Consider the following 16,952-nt stretch of genomic DNA (forward strand, 5'->3'; position numbering starts at 1 on the left):
ACCTACGGGTATGATCCCGCGACGAACATGCAGGAGACGAAAGTCACACTCTGCCAGATCGCGGCGGCATAAGGAGCAACGACGATGGCACGTATGAAATTTCTCTGCGACGCCGACCGTTGCATCGAGTGCAACGCCTGCGTGACGGCCTGCAAGAACGAGCACGAGGTCCCCTGGGGCATCAACCGGCGTCGTGTCGTCACCATCAATGACGGCAAGCCGGGCGAACGCTCGGTCTCGATGGCCTGCATGCACTGCACCGATGCGCCCTGCGCTGCGGTGTGTCCGGTGAACTGCTTCTACACCACCGCCGACGGCGTGGTGCTGCACTCCAAGGACCTCTGCATCGGCTGCGGCTATTGCTTCTACGCCTGTCCGTTCGGCGCGCCGCAATATCCGAAGGTCGGCAATTTCGGCTCCCGCGGCAAGATGGACAAATGCACCTATTGCGCCGGCGGTCCCGAAGCCGACGGCAGCAAGGAGGAATACGAGAAATACGGCGCGAACCGGCTTGCCGAAGGCAAGCTGCCGCTCTGCGCCGAGATGTGCTCGACAAAATCGCTGCTCGCCGGCGATGGCGAGATCATCGCCCAGATCTACAGAGAGCGCGTACTGAAGCGCGGCTACGGCTCGGGCGCATGGGGCTGGAAAACCGCCTATCGCGAGACGATCGAGTCCTGAAGCAGGCCGCGGCCACGCGGCGCAGATGCCGAGGAGGAGTTCATGTCGTCATCCGGAAGGTTCATTCCAGTCACCATCGGCGCGTGGGCATTGCTTCTGTTGATCATTGCGGCGCCGGCACCGTCACTGGCCCAGCAGGTCAATCCGACAGCGAGCTCGGTTAACGAGCGGCAGTTGCTCCAGGAAATGGACCGGATCCAGGGGCGCGTCAGCATTCCCGACCAGCGCTCCAGCGTGCTCATGCAGCCGGCTGGCCGCGAGTGGCGTGAATTCCGCAACGTGGCGCTGCGCTGGATTGGCGGGGTTGCCATCCTCGGCATGCTGGCGGTTCTCGTGATCTTCTATTTGACGCGCGGCATGGTCCGTCTGGAAAGCGGACGATCCGGCCGCACAATCGTGCGCTTTTCCTTATTCGAGCGTTTCGTGCATTGGATGACTGCGACCTGCTTTGTCGTTCTGGCGATTTCCGGATTGAACATCACCTTCGGCCGTCCGTTGCTCCTGCCGTTGATTGGCCACGAGGCGTTTTCCGAATGGTCGCAGTGGGCGAAGTACGCGCACAACTACCTCAGCTTTCCGTTCACCATCGGAGTCGTGCTGATCTTCCTGATGTGGATCGCTGGCAACGTCCCGAACAAGGCGGATGTCGATTGGATCAAGCGCCGTGGCGGTATGGTGGGTCACGATCATCCACCGGCCTATCGTTTCAACGCCGGCCAGAAGGCGATCTATTGGATCGTGGTCATCGGCGGAGGCCTGGTGGCGGCCACCGGATATGTGCTGATGTTCCCGTTCTATCTGTCAGGTATCGAAGGGATGCAGTTCGCGCAGATCGTTCACTCCATCGTGGCGATGCTCTTCATCGCGGCGATGCTGGCGCACATCTATATCGGGACGATCGGTATGGAGGGCGCGTTCGAGGCAATGGGCAGCGGCACTGTCGATGTCAACTGGGCCAAGGAGCACCATGGGCTCTGGCTTGAAGAGCAGAATGCGCGCGCCGAAGCGAATGCACGGCCCCGGCCGGCGGCCACCGCGGCGGAGTAGGGATCGCGCGGCCCATAAATGTGCCAGGCGCTTGGTCAGAGCCGCACGCCCGTCGTCGCAAACGCTTGTTGGACGGGTTCCTGGATCTGGTCAAGGACGACAAAACCGGCCGCCGCGATCACAATTGCGGCTGCGCAGGCGAGCAAGAAGGCTTTCATGGCAACGCTCCGCGGGAGGTCGGGGGGTAGTTTATATGAGCGAGCAACCTGCGGACAACTGAATCAGCACGTGCCAAAATCCGATCGTTGGTTGGCCGGTTGGCACGATAGCGCCGCCGAATCTACCACAAGAACGGAGCGACCATAGTCAGCTGTCGAGCAGTAGTTTGACGAAACAACATAGGCAATCGTCGCGACTCGTTGGCGTAATCGCAGAGCCGTCAGGAAGAAAACTGTCCGCAGATCATTTAGGTCGCGCCGATGATCGGCACATCGCGTGCCTTTGAATTATGACAAGTTTTCTGCTGGCGGCGGCCTTACGGACCGGGCAGCTCGATCCGCGGGCTGGACGAGCACCCGGTCGTGCATGTGGCGTTCAACGACGCCGAGGCTTTTGCCAAGTGGGCAGGCAGGGAACTTCCGACCGAGGCCGAATGGGAATTCGCGGCGGACCTCGCCACTTTGCGCTGTTTCGCGATCCTGGCGACCCAGGTTCGAGCACCCGTGCCCCCGCCTTGAGGCGCTATTCCGACCGCGAAATCGAGCGGCGGGCGTCCCTCATTTCCGCTATGATCAAGCCATGACGATCGGGATCACCGGACCCGAACGGAAGGTACCAAGGCAGAGTGCCGTGGTCGGGCTCACTGTTGCGGCCGCTGTCATTGGGGTTTGCCTGATCCTGCTCTGGCTCGCGAGCGACCTCCTCGTCGACTGGCTGTGGTTTTCCTCGATCAGTTATCCGCAGGTTTTTTGGACGACAATCGGTGCGAAAACCGTCATCTTTTTTGCGGTCTGGACCGGAACCGCCATCATCCTTTGGGTGAACGGACGGTTCGCACTGCGCTTTGCCCGACGGCGGTCGACACAGCTTGTCACCGCTTCGGTGTGGAACTTCGCGGGCAACGCGCCGCCAGATTTGCTTGCGCTTTTACGCGATCGACTGCCCTGGTCCCGGTTGATCGTAGGTGGGGCAGCTTTGCTCGCTCTGCTCGTCGCCGCCGCAGAAGTCGGCAACTGGGGTGTCTTCCTGCGGTTTGTCTATCAGGTGCCATATGGCGCAGACGAACCGCTCTACAACAAGGACATCGGCTTCTATCTCTTCTCGCTGCCCGCCTATATCCTCATCAAAAACTGGATGATGCTCGCGCTCGTTCTGAGCGCGCTTTTCGCCGCGGCGATCTACTGGGTGCACGGCGATATCGAATACGACCTTCATCGCCGATCAATGTCGTCGATGGCGATTGCCCACGGCTCGGTGCTGCTCGGTCTTTTCTTTGCGGTGAAGGCCTGGTCCTATGGTCTTGATCGCTATCTGCTGCTCTACGGCGACAACGGTGTGATCGTCGGCGCAAGCTACACCGATGTCCACGTGAGGCTCCCGGCCTTGTGGTTGATGATCGGACTTTCGGTCATCGCGGCGTTCGCCACGTGGGCAAATTTGCGGGTGCGCACCTACCGGCTTCCTGCCGGCGCGTTCCTGCTTGTCGTGATCGGGTCTTTCGTGCTGTCCAGCGTGATTCCCGTGCTGTTCCGGGAGTTCTTCGTCAAACCAAGCGAATTGGAGCTGGAAAGGCCCTATATCGAACGCAACATTGCGCTCACCCGGCAGGCTTACAATCTCGATCAGATCGCAGCCAAGCCGTTTGCGGCGGAACAGAAGCTTAGCTTCAAGACGCTCGACGCCAACAAGGCGACAATCGACAATATCAGGCTGTGGGACTGGCTGCCCTTGTCGGACACCTACGCGCAGCTGCAAGAGATCCGCACTTACTACAAATTCCATGATCTTGATGTTGATCGCTACTGGCTCGATGGCTCCTACCAAAGCGTAATGCTCTCGGCTCGCGAATTGCAGCCCTCCCTGCTGCCGCCGAATGCCCAGACATGGGTCAACCGCCACGTGCTGTTTACTCACGGCAATGGCGCGGTGATGAGCCCGGTCACGCGCAAAAGCACCGAGGGGCTACCGCTGCTCTATTTGCGGGATATCCCTCCGGTTGCGGATGGAGGCCCCAAAATCCACGAGCCGCGCCTCTACTACGGCGAACGGAGCGACAACTACGTCATCGTCAAGGGGAGCACGCCGGAGTTCGACTATCCGAAGGGAAAGGACAATGTCTACGCGGCTTATGACGGTACGGGCGGCGTTCCGATAGGAGCGATGGTGTGGAGAGGCCTGTTCGCTTACTACTTCAACGACCCGAACCTACTGCTCTCGAGCTACATCACGACCGACAGCCGTATCATGATCCGGCGCAATATCGGGGAAAGAGTACGAACGATCGCCCCGTTCCTCAGGCTCGATCACGATCCTTATCTGGTCATCAGCAATGGGCGGATGTTCTGGATGCAGGACGCCTACACGGTGAGTTCCTACTTCCCCTCCGCGCAGCCGGCGCAAGACGAGGATATCAACTACATTCGCAATTCAGTGAAGGTCATCGTCGATGCCTATAACGGGACCGTCGACTTTTACCTGATGGACACCGGCGATCCGATTGCAGCGACCTATAGGCGTATCTTTCCGAGCCTGTTCAAGCCATTCTCGGCCATGCCGGCGGATATGCAGAGGCACATTCGCTATCCGGAGGACCTGTTCCTGATTCAGGCGCAACTCTATCAGAGCTATCACATGGAGGCCGCTGACGTTTTCTATAACCGCGAGGATCTCTGGCAGTTCCCGCGCCAGCCGGGCGGCGGCGGCATTGCGACGATGGCCCCATATTACATCATCATGCGACTGCCCGGCGAGCCCCAGGCCGAGTTTTTCCTCATGCTTCCCATGGTGCCAAGCCGCCGCGACAATATGATCGCGTGGCTCGCCGCGCGTTGCGACGCGCCCGACTACGGCAAGCTGATTGTCTACGAGTTTCCCAAGGAGAAGCTCGTCTACGGGCCGTTCCAGATCGAAGCGCGGATCAATCAGAGCACCGATATATCGCAGCAGATCACGCTGTGGAATCAGATGGGTTCGCGGGTGATACGCGGTGCGAACCTGCTTGTGATCCCAATCGAGAACTCGATCCTCTATGTAACGCCGCTCTATTTGCGAGCGGAGCACGGACACCTGCCGGAGCTGAAACGCGTGATCGCAGCCTATGGTGAACATGTGGTGATGAAGGAGACGCTCGACGAGGCCTTGTCAGCACTGTTTATCGAGCCTGGCGCGGTGCGGCCGGTCTCGAACACGAAGGAGGAAATTCCTGTCGCACGCCCGTCGGCAAGTCAGGCACGGGAGGCGCTCGACCGCTACAATCAGGCCGTTGAACGATTGAAGTCCGGCGACTGGAAAGGCTTTGGCACGCAGTTCGACGCAATGCGCGAGCTTCTGGAGGAAATGAACCGGCACGCCACGGGCCATTAGCGCCGCGGCTCCTTTGGCGCTCATTGCGGAACACAGGGGCAGGCGGTGTTTGCACTCGCGGTACGAATGCCACTGAGAAGCGAGGTGGACCGCAAGCAGGTCGAGCTGGATCTCCCCTGTAAACCAACCGACAGGCCCACTGTCGCGCCTACTGCTGTAGCCACTGACTGAGTTCATCTTCAGTTACAACACGCTCGAAATTCTCGGTTTTGCTTTTGATGCGGTATCGAATGCGTCCGTCCGCCTCAATCGGGAGGCATGCAACAATAGTGTAGACGGTCCGTCCGCCATTGTCGGCGCGGCCCTGCGGTCGCTGGGCTTGATGATGAACGTCGTCGTTGATCGAGAAGATGTAGGGCATTGTGTTCCTTACAGCATTTGGGGCGCGTGCGCCGCACAGAGAAGCCCGCCGGCCCGCTGATTGCAATCAAGGTTTTGCGGGCCGTGAACAGTCCCTTCGAGAAGGCCGCGGAACCCGAGGCCAGCCGCGGGCCCCTCTCATCTCATTCCCGTGGCAACCCATGCCACCGGTGGTATGGTGAAGGGGTTCGACCTATTGAATGACTTGATGGCCGCGCCCCGAGGGGGCCTTTCCAAGACATCGCTGGATCGAATTTGCTCACACGGATTGTGGGTAACGAACTCTTTCGTGGGTATTGTTGGAGACGGATAATGGAAACGGGTGTCGTGAAGTGGTTCAACGGCCAGAAGGGCTTTGGCTTTATTCAGCCGGACAATGGTGGGCCGGATGTATTTGTTCACATTAGCGCCGTCGAGCGTGCGGGCCTTCATGGACTAGCCGAAGGGCAGAAGGTCTCCTTCGAGGAGAAGACCGATCCGAGGCGCGGAAAGACGAGCGCTGAAAATCTGAAGACCCTATAACATCGGTCGACGCTTCGGTTTCACGGATGTACTGAGAAGCAGGCTATAGGGGGGATATCATCGCCGACCTGCGGCGGAGATGCCGCACGATTGTTCGTTAAGTTTTATCGTTCATCCGCTAGGTCGTGGAACTTAGCACCAGCGGCACCGTCCCCAGCGTGCGCAGCAGCCGCCGCAACCCCCGCAGCCACCGCAACCACGCACAGCTCGGCAACCACGGCAGCCACGGCAACCACCGCAACCTCGGCGAACAACAACGGCGGCTAACTGCACGTCGCTTCCAGCATTTTCCTTATCGAAGAGATAGAACGTGGCGAGACTGACGTCGGCCATTTCCTCTTCGCCAAGAACGAAGCGCTGATTGGGCGAGATGTTTGCGCGGATGCGCTCCCCGCCAGCGAGAGACCCAGTCCGGCCGTACCGAGTGCCGTCACGGCGGCGGCTTTGGTTGCGCGTGCGTGCTTCGCAGCTTGCTTCACCCGTGGCATGGTCGCCATCCTTTCGGAAGTTGTCGTGAAAGGGTCAGCTTGACGTAGCAAGTGTGCCTGTACGTCTAGAAATGCGACCTAGCGCATTCGGTTCCCCTTCGCGCGCGGGTCTTTTTGAGTTGCAACTGGTGGTGGACCTGACTGACCGTCTGACGATGTCCGTTAACAGGGGCAGAGCGGAAGTTGGACTTCGCGGCGGTCAATGCGGATTTTGACCCGAAGCCGACAGGTTCGAACAGCTGGCGCTTTCCGCAAGGCTCCAGCCAGCGAGGCGACTGCGCAAGTGCTGCTCAAGAGTTAAACGTCGATTGGCTTTTAATCTGATGGGCGCGTAAAGGGTACAAACCGCACGAGGCTGGCGGCGCGCATTGTTGTCTTGCCCGGGCCGGTTTTTTCCACCACCGTGAGCTCCTGAGTGGTGTAGGCAGGTCCCACCGGCATCACCAGCCGGCCACCCAATTTGAGCTGCTCAATCAGCGGCGCCGGTACGTGCCCGAGCGCTGCGGTGACGATGATTGCTTCAAAAGGACCGCAATCGGGCCAGCCAGCATAGCCGTCGCCAAGCCGAACGCTCACATTGTCATACGCGAGGTCCTTGAGCGTTTTGGCTGCGGCTGCGGCCAACTGCGGGATGATCTCGATGGTGCAGACCTTTCGCGCCAGGTGCGCAAGGATGGCAGCCTGATAGCCCGAACCCGTACCGACTTCGAGCACAACATCATCGGGCGCGACGTAAGCCAGCTGAGTCATCAAGGCCACGATGAATGGCTGCGATATGGTCTGGCCGGCGCCGATCGGAAGCGGCATGTCCGCGTATGCGATGGAGCAAGATCGCTCAGGGATGAACAGATGGCGTTGTGTTTGCCCCATAGCCTCAAGGACTCTCCCCGACAGCCCCTGCTGTCCCAAAACACTAACGTGGAACCGGGCGTAGGCCCGGATGGTTTCGACCATGGCGGCGCGTTCGAGGACGCATTGCGTATCCTGTGCGGTCACTTCGTGCGCGACGGTCACCATAGAAAGCACGAGCAGCAGCAAGGTCCTCATGAGCCGTCTCTCCGATCTCGGTGGCGCGGCGGCGACAAGGCCGGTTGCGACGCACCCGCAGCAACCAGTCATGCCGGCGCTTGGGTCACCATCTATGACGCGCGGTTGAGAAAGATCGGCAACCCCTGCTTGTTGCCGTAGATGGGGCGATAGCGCTCCGTGTTGTAGCTGCTGGCGACGTCCAATTTGCGCGGGCCTAGCTTGGCGTCAGGGATGGGCACGAGGTCGTAGCAGCCCTCTACCAGCGCCGACATGAGGCCGGTTTTGCCTTCCAGGATGGCATCGTAGGCCATGTTGCCGAAAGTCAGGGCCACAAGCTTGTCGATGAAGTCCGGATCGCCCGATCGCAGGTCGTAGGTGAGGTCGGAGATGATCGTCTCCTCGCCGGTGCGCTGCTTGATTTCGTCGGCAAGCGATTCCGCCACGTTGGCCTTCTTGCGGTGACCGTAGGCGTCAGGCTCGCCGTATTCCCGCAGCTTGTAGCCTTCCCACTGAGCTCCCTCGCTGAGCACGATCAGCGCGTAGTTGCTTGGATTGGCGCGCTTGTCCTCGATGAGCAACTGGATCAGCTTGTCTAGGTCGACCTTATACTCCGGTATGACGCATCGTATCGAGGTCGCATACGCGGTGTAGAGTGCCGTAAATCCGGCATCGCGGCCAAAGACGCGGAAAATGCCAATTCGCTCATGCGAGCCGACGGTGGTGCGCTGCCGCTGGATGGCATCGCTGGCGCGGGTGATCGCGGTCGAGAAGCCGATACAGTACTCGGTGTTGCGGACGTCATTATCCATCGTCTTCGGGATGGCGATGATCTTGACGCCGAGTTCGTTGAGCTTGGCCGCATAACTGAGCGTGTCGTCGCCACCGATGGCGATCAGGTGTTCGATGCCAAGTCCCGAAAGGTTAGCGAGCACCCGGCTGGTGAGGTCCCATGTCTTTGTCGCGATGCCGCCGTTGGTGCTCAGCGAGACCGGAACATCGTTGCCGACGAGATGATAGGGCAGCTTTTGTATTTTGGAGGGATTGACGCGGCTCGAGTGCAGCACGGTGCCGCCGCGCCGGTCGATAGTGCGAGTGTTTTCACGGTTGAGCGGGATGACATAGTGAGACCTGCTGGTCGGGTCCTCGAGGTTCAGGTGCGTGAGGGCCTCCCAACCACGGCGGAGACCGACGACCTCGATGTCGTTCTCACTGCCGCGATAAGTCACGCTCTTGATGACTGCGTTGAGGCCGGCGACGTCGCCGCCGCCCGTGAGAATGCCGATGCGTCTTTTCGCCAAGCCAAACCTCCCAGCATTGGCAGGTCGTAATGATGCACAGCGCAGCTTCGCTACTCGGCCGCTTCCGGCTTGCGCTCCTCACGCAGCCGAAATCGCTTCACGAGTGCGGATACGGTGTCGCGGAAGCCGCCATATTCCAGCTCAGAATAGGGCAGCATCGCAGCGCCGGACCAGCCCTGGCTGCGCATCTCGATTGCCTTGCGTTGCGCGCGCCGGCGCACCTCGTCCCACGCCGGGTTGTCAAAGAAATCGGTATAGGACTCGGAAAAGCGGCCGTCCTTGTCGACCGAAAAGCCAGCGCAAGAAACGATCGGCAGGCAGTACATGCCAGTGACCGGTGTATTGAGCGGCACGGGCATCAGCGGCATCACATGCGAGCCGCGCGCATCGCGCCCACGAAGTGTGCCTTGGCGAAGGGCGAGACAATCTCCTCGGGCGCCGGGAAAATTCCCTGGTTCCTGATGATTGCGACCGGATCGTCCTTGCCGGTGTACTTGCCTGCGATTGCGTGAAGACGTTGCGCCGACACGGCGGCGGCAACCTCGCCATATGTTTGAGAAACGATGCGATCAATGCCAAAGCGCTCGTTGTCGCGGAGCAGTGCGGCAATGTGGTAGTTGTCCTCGGGCGCGTCGAGTTCGATCACGCTGTCGCCCGCCGTGTGGTCCATGTCGATGACATGGAAACGGAATCCCTTGATCATCGGGGGTAGCATCAGCCCGGCGCAATACATGGGATCAGCGAAGGCGAGGTAGAGCGGCAGATTATAGGCGCCGGGGCCGCATTTGTCGGCGGCAAACACCATGAATGATTCCGCGGGTCTCGGCCCCGAGAGGCTGTGGTCGAAGCTGAGCTCGGCGACGCCCGGGCCGGCACCGCGAATGTTTCCGGAAGGTGYGTCTGCGAGAAGATCCTGGCCGGCGCCGTAGAGACCGGAAGTCCTTGCAACCGAAGTGGCCGCAAGAAACGCCTTCCAGGCGAGTTGATGGATCTCGGAGCTCCCCTCGCCCCGAGTGTGCGTCATGATGATCGCAATGTCGTCGCCGGTGTGGCAGACAAAACCGTCGATCAACAGACCATTGCAGATCGCCTTCGCGACCTCGCCCTCGACAGCTGCCATCATGCGTGAAGATGGCTTCGTATGCCCGCCGACTGAGCCAACGTCAGCCTTGATGACCGAAAGAGTGAGTCTCATGAGCTTTCTCTCCGACCAGCACAGCGCGACGCCTCTGCGCAGGCTGCGCCGGGGCGACGGCGCTGCTCATACGCCGGAAGAACGTCTGATGTTACGTTAGGTTCCGCAGATGCCCTTCCTGCTCGAAAAATTCGGGCTCATCCGCTTCCCGAGATCTTCAACCACCTTAAGGATCATTCCAGAACCGATAGGATAAGTAGATCATGCGCCATCATTTTCTGCGGTGCACGAGTCCGGTTTTGGCCCGCGTGATACATGCCGGTGCAGTCTGACGATTTCCGTTCACAGGGGTAGACCGGAAGAGAGCGGCATTGTCCGCCGCTTGTGCCCGCACTGTAGGTAAGAAGGTGTCGAAACCACTGGAGAAGCGGCAGCCCAAAGAGCTCAGCAAGCGCCAGCTTTACGCCATACTAGCTGAGGCGGTCAGGAATACGGACTAAGAGCTAGCCCGCGAAGCGCGCCCGCCCTCCATAGTCCTGAAACGGGAAATGATATTGCCCGTCAGAATGCGGCGTCTATTGCAGATCGTGCCAAGACCGGGAAAGTTCGGCAGTCTATGACGGCGTGTTCCGCCCGTGAATACACCGTATGGTTGGCCCAGAACAAAACGGGCCACGTTGTCATTTCAAACTAGGCCACTGTCGCCGGAAACAGGCCAGTGCCAAGACTTTGACAGTGGTCCGACCAGATCGACTTGCTTGAGGATGGGAGACCGCTTGGCCTATCACACAGCCCCTCAAAAGTGACCAACGGAAGTTATTCGCATTTTCGCAGTGCCGTCATCATCTTCTCAGCCAGCAACAACAACGGCGACGGTCTCTACCTCGTCATCGCGATTGCAAGAACTGGTGCTACCGGTACTGGAAAGAAGGTAAGCCGCGCTGGCTCGGTCTAGGATCGCTCAAGGACGTGTCGCTAAAGGACGCGCGGCTTGTCCGCGACGCAGCGCGTCTTCGTGTCAAAGGCGATCGCAGCGCACCCGGCGTCGACATCGTGTGGAGAAGCGAGCGGCGCCTGAGGAAGCGAAAGCCGGAGAGACCAAGGTCACCCTGCCTACTTTCGAGCTGTGCGCCGAAATCTACATGCGCGAGCACTGGTCGATCTGGAGCACGAAGCATCGCGGTCAATGGCCGTCGTCGCTCAAACGGTACGCTGGCCCGACAATTGGAAACTCACGATCCCAGAGATCAAGCCTAGCCACGTCTACGAATTGTTGCGGGCGATCCGGGTTGAAAAGCGAGAGACGGCTACAACTTTCGGAACAATGCACCACCTAGCAGGACTTTGGGGGCGATCCGAAACCGCCGGCCGTCTCCCTAAGGAGGGCAAGAGCGTCGCGCGTGCCGTGAGTGAGACGGGGACATCCTATCGAGAAACGTTCTGCGGGGTGGACTTGAGCATCGTAGCTCATTTGATCCTGCCGCTGCTGTGGGATCCGTTAGTGCTCCCAATCAGCATGATCCAAGGCATTAGAAAGCTGATGTAGAAGTTGCGACAATTGTTTTTTGTCGGCGATTGGGAAATCTTTGAATAGCCGAGCCTCGCGCTTACGCGAGGCTTCGGCCATTCTAGTGGCGAAATCTCTACCTTCGCGGGTAAGCTTGGCGATAGCGGCTCTGCCACGGGAGCGAGTCTGCTCGATCGAGATCAGCCCTCGATCCGYCAGGATGGCGAGACTGCGACTTGCTGCAGCCTTGTCGACGTCGGCAGCGTCGGAAAGTTCACTGACATTGAGGGATTCGATGCTCTTGAGCGTCATGAGAAGACGCCATTCCACGATGCCGATGTTCCAGGCCGCGCGGTAATACGCGGTCGCGCCTCTGTTGAGGCGCATGCCGAGGGTCGACACCAGCACGGCCACATGTTCACGGGCCAGCATTCCGGCATTCCGGGAACGTTCGTCCGAAGCTTTCTCCCTCTCGAATTTCTTGGTCGCCGGCATTTTCGAAGATCTCCAATGGACTTCGTTCCAAGTCCCGCATTTTGCAGCGCATTGATCCAGATCAAATTTCTTGACAAAACATTTATTGACATATCAACATAGAGTCCAATCTCCCAATTCCAAGAAAAAAGTGGCGAGAGTGACATGGAAGGAAACGGCTTGGTCGCCGGTCTTGATCAGGCGAGGACGTATGCCGGCGCAATCGATTGCGACCTTCATCCGGCTGTGCCCGGGATGGGCGTCCTCCTGCCCTATCTGGACGATTATTGGCGCGAGATGGTCTCCGTCCGCGCGCTCGATCGTCTCAATCTGAGCCTGACCAGCTATCCGCAGAACTCGCCGCTGTCCTGTCGTCCAGACTGGCTTCTCCCGGGCGGCGCGAAGGCGGGCTCCTCGCTCGAAGCGATGCAAGACCATGTGCTCGATCGGTTTCGACCGCGCTATGGAATTCTAAACTGTCTCTATGGCGCGCAGGTCCTTCACAGTGAGGATATGGCGGCAGCGTTCTGCCGAGCGACCAACGACTGGATCAGGGATCACTGGCTCAATCGGGATCCGCGCCTCCGCGCCTCGATCGTGATCCCGTCGCACAACGCGGAACTCGCCGTGGCGGAAATCGACCGCCGCGCCGACGACTTCCGGTTCGTGCAGGTGCTCATGCTGGTGTCCGGTGAAACGACGCTGGGCCGGCGACATCTCTGGCCCATCTACGAACGCGCCGAGCGCCTCGGCCTGACGATCGGAATTCACGCAGGAAGCGCCTATCGATATGCGCCTACCGCCGTCGGGTGGCCGTCCCACTATGTCGAGGACTATGTGGCGCAATCCGCAGCATTCGAGAGCCAGCTTCAAAGCCTGATATCGGAGGGCGTGTTCGCGAAGTTCCCCGGGCTCAAGGTCGTTGCAATCGAATCCGGGTTGACGTGGCTGAGCGGATTCATCTGGCGCGCCGACAAGACATGGAAAGGCGTGCGAGCCGAAGTTCCGTGGGTCACGCGCACGCCGTCGGAGATCATCCGCAATAATGTGCGTTTCACCGTCCAGCCGGTCGATGCGGCAGACGAGGGTGAGGCCATCATGCGGCTCGCCGATCACATCAAGTCGGACGAACTGTTCCTGTTCTCGACGGACTATCCGCATTGGCATTTCGACGGGGACGCGGTCCTGTCCGGCGGGCTCTCCGATACGCTCTTCCGCAAGATCGCAAGTGAAAATGCGCTTGCGACTTACTCGCGATTGGCCAAGGCCGATCAGACCGTGGAGGCTGTGCCATGAGCACCGTTGAACTCGAGCGGCCACAGGCCTCGAATTACAAGCTGAGAGTGATCGATTGCGACATCCATCCGGCGATGACCTCCTGGACCGAGGTGCATCCCTATCTGGAAAGGCAATGGATCGAGCATCTCACGGTCTACGGCAGCCACCTGCGCCACGCTTTCTCCGAGGCACTGTCGCATCCGCGCATGTCGCCCGACGCTGCGCGGATCGATGCCTATCCGGAGGAGGGCGGGCCGCCGGGATCGAGCCTTGACCTGATGAAGAAGCAGCACCTCGATCCGAACGGGATCGAGGTGGGCATGTTGATACCCCTGCGCTGGAATCCGGGCAGTCAGAGAAATCTCGACCTTGGCGTCGCGTTGACCCGCGCGATGAATACCTGGCAGGTCGAACGCTGGGTGAAGCAGGAGCCGCGTTTGAGGGCCTCGGTGCTGATCGCCCAGGAGGACACGGTTGCCTCCGTCGCCGAGATCGATTCCAGGGGAGGGGATCCCAACTTTACCCAGATACTGATCCTGCCCAAGACCGACGAGCCGCTCGGACGCCGGCGCTACTGGCCGATCTATGAGGCGGCCGTGCGCAACAACCTGCCGATCACGATTCATGTCGGCGGCACCAATGGCCATCCGTCGACCGGCGGCGGATGGACATCCTATTACATGGAGGAACATCACTCGGTCGCCCAGACCATGCAGGCGGTCGTGGCCAGCCTTGTCTTCGAAGGGGTCCTGGCGCGCTTTCCCGAGTTGCGCGTCGTGATCATGGAGGGCGGGTTGGGCTGGGTGCCCTCGCTCAATGCGCGCATGGACAAGCACTGGGCGCGGCTTCGGGGCGAGGTTCCTCATGTGAAGAAGCCGCCGTCGGAATATGTGCGCGAGCAGGTGTGGTTCAGCACGCAGCCGATGGAAGAGCCGGCGACGTCAGCCGAATTGATCGATCTGTTCGACAGGATTGGATGGGATCGGCTGCTGTTTTCCACCGACTACCCGCATTGGGATTTCGACGATCCGCGCTACGCGTTTCGCGCCAACCTCACGCAGGCCCAGCGCGAGCAGCTTCTCTACGAGAATGCGCGCAAGTTCTACAGGTTGGACTGATGGCGCGGCATGTGGTTGCGACCGTGGATCAGATCCCGCCGGGCCAGCGCCTGCTGGTCCAGGTCAATGGACGCGAGATCGGCATCTTCAATGTCGAGGGCGAGTATTTCGCCGTCGGCAATCGTTGCCCGCATGAGGGGGCGTCCTTGTGCAAGGGGCGCATCGTCGGGCTCGTCGAGGCGACGGGGCCTGGTGACTATCAATACAGCCGGCGTGGTGAGTTGTTGCGCTGCCCGTGGCATGGCTGGGAATTCGATCTGCGAACCGGGCGGTCATGGTGCGAGCCAGATCGCACCAAGGTCCGAAGCTATGAATTGAAAGTCGAGCCCGGAGGCGCGCTGATCGAAGGCGAGCTGCGCGCCGAAACGTTTCAGGTCACGATCGACAAGCAATATGTTGTCCTGGAAGTCTGAAGACCAGCGGATTGCCAAAGCAAAAAAGAGCATTGGGAGGAGTAAGTGTTGTTCAAGCTAGGGATGTCGGCGGCTGTCGCCTGTTTCGTGGGTCTGTTGAGCTCCGCGCACGCCGAGGACGGTTCTTGGGACAAGGTCATCGAGGCCGCCAAGAAGGAAGGCAAGGTCGTGGTCTACAACATGGCCTTGGGCGCTCCCTACTTCACGGCTGTCCTCAAGTCGTTCGAAGCGAAGTACGGAATTCCGGTCGAGAGTCTCGACCTCCGTGCCAGTGAGCTCTCCGAGCGCATCCGCACCGAGCAGGCGGCCGGCCGCTTCCTGGGCGACGCGGAAATGGTCACGACGACCATGATCGAGGAGCAACGCAAGAACGGCGATTTYGTGCAGAAACTGCCGCCGATCCCGAATGCCGCCCATTTGCGACCGCCGTTCAAAGCCAATGAATACAGCGTGCCGGCTTTCATGCAGCCGATGGGCATCCTCATCAACACGCGGCTGGTCAAGGAGCAGGACATCCCGACGAGCTGGAACGATCTCAACGATCCCAAATGGAAGGGCAAGATCCTCTCGGACGACATGCGGCCGCTCGGCAGCGGGAATACCATGTTCGCCATCCTGGAAAAGACCATGGGCACCGACTTCAATCAGAAGCTCGCCGAGCAGAAGCCCGTGTTCAGCCGCGATATGCGAAACGACGCGCGGCGCGTCGCTCGCGGCGAGTACGCCATCTATATCCCGCAGATCTTTGCCTTCACGTCCGATCTGAAGGGGCTGCCGGTGAAAGTCGTGATTCCGAAGGAGGGTGCACCTTTCGCGGAGATGGATCTCGCGGTGCTCAAGAACGCGCCGCATCCCAACGCTGCGCGTTTGTTCATCGACCACTTCCTCAGCGTCGAGTCGCAATTGCTCTACGCGAACGCCTGGATGCTTCCGGTGAACGCCGCGGCCGCCGAGCGCGCCAATCCGGACGCGCAGCAGTTCGTGAATGCCAAGATCATCGGTCCCGCCAAGCTGGCTGAGCGCTCCTCGATGATGGATCTCGCCAAGAAGCTTTACCCCTGAGAGACCCATGAGCGTTTCAGCCGGAGAGGGAGTGAACAACCTCGTCGAGAGGCGTACGACCGGCCTGAGCGGGATCGGGCGGTGGCTGCAGGCGACTGCGGCAGGCCGCCTTGCGGCGCTCGCTCTGCTCGTCGTCGTTCTCGCCTTCCTTTCCGTCTATCCGCTGTCGATGCTGCTCTATGGAAGCCTGCATTCGACGCCGCCGGGAATGGCCGGCACTTTCAATCTGGACGGATATCGCGACGTCATCACGCTGCAAAGCGCGGTGACACTCCTCAACACCGTCGGCATATCCCTGGCCAAGACCATCCCTTCGGTAATCCTGGCCGTTCTGCTCGCCTGGATACTGGCGCGAACCGACACGCCATTCCGGGCGGCTCTGGAAGTCCTGATCACGCTGCCATTCTTCATTCCCCCCATCCTGACCGCAATGGCGTGGGGCATGCTCGGCAATCCGCAGGTCGGATTGCTCAATCAGCTCTATCAGTGGGTCACGGGATCGGAGACAGCGCCGATCAACGTCTATTCATATGGCGGCGTAGTCTGGCACATGATGCAGTATTCCGTGCCGTTCCTGTTTCTTCTTATCGTGGACGCCTTCCGAGCGATGGATCCGAGTCTCGAGGAGGCGGCGACCATGTGCGGCGCATCACGCCTGCGAACTTTTCGCTCTGTCACATTGCAGCTTATGCTGCCCGCGCTGACCGGTGCGGCCATCCTGAGCTTCATTCGCGGCATCGAGAATTTCGAGTCGCCGCTCTTCTTCGGCTCACCGGCGGGAATTCGGGTCATCACGACGGACATCTACGACTCGATCAACCAGCGGTCGCCGCCGCAATATCAGTATGCAACCGCGATCAGCTTCGTCATCATGGCGCTATTGTTCCTGATCGTTCTTCTGCAGCGGCGGATGCTGCGCGGCCGGAGTTTTCAGACCATCACCGGCAAGGGCTATTCGCCTTCGGTGATGAAACTCGGTGCATGGCGATGGGCGACCTTTGCCTTTTGCGTTCTGTTC

17 protein-coding genes and 1 pseudogene are annotated in these 16,952 nt (G+C 60.0%); 11 read left to right on the top strand and 7 right to left on the bottom strand.

Annotated elements, in window-relative coordinates; translation table 11 throughout:
• Nucleotides 1-84 precede the first annotated feature (84 nt).
• Both fdh3B and AC1DW2_RS41490 read left to right on the top strand, forming a co-directional pair.
• Complete coding sequence (gene fdh3B, locus AC1DW2_RS41485) at nt 85-681, top strand: formate dehydrogenase FDH3 subunit beta (RefSeq protein ID WP_063985305.1); 597 nt, start codon at nt 85-87, stop codon at nt 679-681.
• A gap of 42 nt (nt 682-723) precedes the next feature.
• The gene (locus AC1DW2_RS41490; protein ID WP_477008963.1) at nt 724-1,728 is read left to right on the top strand and encodes a formate dehydrogenase subunit gamma; all 1,005 of its coding nucleotides are present in this window, start codon (nt 724-726) and stop codon (nt 1,726-1,728) included.
• A 35-nt stretch (nt 1,729-1,763) separates the two neighbouring features.
• Here AC1DW2_RS41490 and AC1DW2_RS41495 read toward each other — a convergent pair whose 3' ends face one another.
• Nucleotides 1,764-1,886 (bottom strand): hypothetical protein, encoded by a 123-nt coding sequence (locus AC1DW2_RS41495; RefSeq protein ID WP_256376430.1) that lies wholly within the window; start codon nt 1,884-1,886, stop codon nt 1,764-1,766.
• A 306-nt stretch (nt 1,887-2,192) separates the two neighbouring features.
• On the opposite strand from AC1DW2_RS41495, the pseudogene AC1DW2_RS41500 reads away from it, so the two are divergent.
• A pseudogene (locus AC1DW2_RS41500) lies at nt 2,193-2,336 on the top strand (SUMF1/EgtB/PvdO family nonheme iron enzyme); the annotation flags it as partial.
• A 130-nt stretch (nt 2,337-2,466) separates the two neighbouring features.
• Nucleotides 2,467-5,250 (top strand): UPF0182 family membrane protein, encoded by a 2,784-nt coding sequence (locus tag AC1DW2_RS41505; protein ID WP_477008964.1) that lies wholly within the window; start codon nt 2,467-2,469, stop codon nt 5,248-5,250.
• 148 nt (nt 5,251-5,398) lie between these two features.
• Here the strand turns inward: AC1DW2_RS41505 and AC1DW2_RS41510 are convergent, their stop codons facing one another.
• Nucleotides 5,399-5,611 carry a hypothetical protein gene (locus AC1DW2_RS41510; protein WP_476076384.1) on the bottom strand — a complete coding sequence of 71 codons (213 nt, stop codon included), beginning with the start codon at nt 5,609-5,611 and terminating at the stop codon, nt 5,399-5,401.
• A gap of 311 nt (nt 5,612-5,922) precedes the next feature.
• Here AC1DW2_RS41510 and AC1DW2_RS41515 point away from each other — a divergent pair, with 311 nt between their 5' ends.
• A complete protein-coding gene (locus AC1DW2_RS41515) occupies nt 5,923-6,132 on the top strand; it encodes a cold-shock protein (RefSeq protein WP_477008965.1) in 210 nt (69 codons plus the stop codon).
• A gap of 803 nt (nt 6,133-6,935) precedes the next feature.
• Here the strand turns inward: AC1DW2_RS41515 and AC1DW2_RS41520 are convergent.
• The 4 genes from AC1DW2_RS41520 to AC1DW2_RS41535 all read right to left on the bottom strand — a co-directional run bounded on the left by AC1DW2_RS41520 (nt 6,936) and on the right by AC1DW2_RS41535 (nt 10,142).
• Entirely contained in the window at nt 6,936-7,667 is a 732-nt protein-coding gene (locus AC1DW2_RS41520; protein ID WP_477008966.1) for a protein-L-isoaspartate(D-aspartate) O-methyltransferase, read from the bottom strand.
• 92 nt (nt 7,668-7,759) lie between these two features.
• Nucleotides 7,760-8,947, bottom strand: coding sequence for a 6-phosphofructokinase (locus AC1DW2_RS41525; protein ID WP_477008967.1), 1,188 nt, complete (start codon nt 8,945-8,947; stop codon nt 7,760-7,762).
• A gap of 50 nt (nt 8,948-8,997) precedes the next feature.
• Nucleotides 8,998-9,315 (bottom strand): fructose 1,6-bisphosphatase, encoded by a 318-nt coding sequence (locus tag AC1DW2_RS41530; protein ID WP_477008968.1) that lies wholly within the window; start codon nt 9,313-9,315, stop codon nt 8,998-9,000.
• Nucleotides 9,315-10,142, bottom strand: coding sequence for a fructose 1,6-bisphosphatase (locus tag AC1DW2_RS41535; RefSeq protein ID WP_477008969.1), 828 nt, complete (start codon nt 10,140-10,142; stop codon nt 9,315-9,317). Before AC1DW2_RS41535 ends, AC1DW2_RS41530 begins: the two co-directional genes overlap by 1 nt.
• A gap of 723 nt (nt 10,143-10,865) precedes the next feature.
• Between AC1DW2_RS41535 and AC1DW2_RS41540 the strand changes: the two genes are divergently transcribed.
• The gene (locus AC1DW2_RS41540) at nt 10,866-11,339 is read left to right on the top strand and encodes an Arm DNA-binding domain-containing protein (protein WP_477008975.1); all 474 of its coding nucleotides are present in this window, start codon (nt 10,866-10,868) and stop codon (nt 11,337-11,339) included.
• Between the two features lie 241 nt (nt 11,340-11,580).
• On the opposite strand, the gene AC1DW2_RS41545 is transcribed toward AC1DW2_RS41540, so the two are convergent.
• Complete coding sequence (locus AC1DW2_RS41545) at nt 11,581-12,084, bottom strand: MarR family winged helix-turn-helix transcriptional regulator (RefSeq protein WP_477008970.1); 504 nt, start codon at nt 12,082-12,084, stop codon at nt 11,581-11,583.
• Between the two features lie 144 nt (nt 12,085-12,228).
• Here AC1DW2_RS41545 and AC1DW2_RS41550 point away from each other — a divergent pair, with 144 nt between their 5' ends.
• The 5 genes from AC1DW2_RS41550 to AC1DW2_RS41570 all read left to right on the top strand — a co-directional run.
• Entirely contained in the window at nt 12,229-13,359 is a 1,131-nt protein-coding gene (locus AC1DW2_RS41550) for an amidohydrolase family protein (protein ID WP_477008971.1), read from the top strand.
• A complete protein-coding gene (locus AC1DW2_RS41555) occupies nt 13,356-14,459 on the top strand; it encodes an amidohydrolase family protein (RefSeq protein WP_477008972.1) in 1,104 nt (367 codons plus the stop codon). The genes AC1DW2_RS41550 and AC1DW2_RS41555 overlap by 4 nt, the downstream gene beginning before the upstream one ends.
• Nucleotides 14,459-14,872, top strand: coding sequence for a Rieske (2Fe-2S) protein (locus AC1DW2_RS41560; protein ID WP_063985295.1), 414 nt, complete (start codon nt 14,459-14,461; stop codon nt 14,870-14,872). The genes AC1DW2_RS41555 and AC1DW2_RS41560 overlap by 1 nt, the downstream gene beginning before the upstream one ends.
• Nucleotides 14,873-14,917: 45 nt before the next feature.
• A complete protein-coding gene (locus AC1DW2_RS41565) occupies nt 14,918-15,934 on the top strand; it encodes an ABC transporter substrate-binding protein (protein ID WP_477008973.1) in 1,017 nt (338 codons plus the stop codon).
• 7 nt (nt 15,935-15,941) lie between these two features.
• On the top strand, nt 15,942-16,952 hold a 1,011-nt coding region (locus AC1DW2_RS41570; RefSeq protein WP_477008974.1), incomplete at its 3' end, for an ABC transporter permease.

The organism is Bradyrhizobium sp. P3_C3, from assembly GCF_056402655.1.

Coding starts and splice junctions, on each gene's coding strand:
- AC1DW2_RS41550 (WP_477008971.1), top strand. CDS start 12,229: ATGGAAGGAAACGGCTTGGTCGCCGGTCTTGATCAGGCGAGGACGTAT.
- AC1DW2_RS41495 (WP_256376430.1), bottom strand. CDS start 1,886: ATGAAAGCCTTCTTGCTCGCCTGCGCAGCCGCAATTGTGATCGCGGCG.
- AC1DW2_RS41510 (WP_476076384.1), bottom strand. CDS start 5,611: ATGCCCTACATCTTCTCGATCAACGACGACGTTCATCATCAAGCCCAG.
- AC1DW2_RS41560 (WP_063985295.1), top strand. CDS start 14,459: ATGGCGCGGCATGTGGTTGCGACCGTGGATCAGATCCCGCCGGGCCAG.
- AC1DW2_RS41520 (WP_477008966.1), bottom strand. CDS start 7,667: ATGAGGACCTTGCTGCTGCTCGTGCTTTCTATGGTGACCGTCGCGCAC.
- AC1DW2_RS41505 (WP_477008964.1), top strand. CDS start 2,467: ATGACGATCGGGATCACCGGACCCGAACGGAAGGTACCAAGGCAGAGT.
- fdh3B (WP_063985305.1), top strand. CDS start 85: ATGGCACGTATGAAATTTCTCTGCGACGCCGACCGTTGCATCGAGTGC.
- AC1DW2_RS41490 (WP_477008963.1), top strand. CDS start 724: ATGTCGTCATCCGGAAGGTTCATTCCAGTCACCATCGGCGCGTGGGCA.
- AC1DW2_RS41515 (WP_477008965.1), top strand. CDS start 5,923: ATGGAAACGGGTGTCGTGAAGTGGTTCAACGGCCAGAAGGGCTTTGGC.
- AC1DW2_RS41530 (WP_477008968.1), bottom strand. CDS start 9,315: ATGCCGCTGATGCCCGTGCCGCTCAATACACCGGTCACTGGCATGTAC.
- AC1DW2_RS41555 (WP_477008972.1), top strand. CDS start 13,356: ATGAGCACCGTTGAACTCGAGCGGCCACAGGCCTCGAATTACAAGCTG.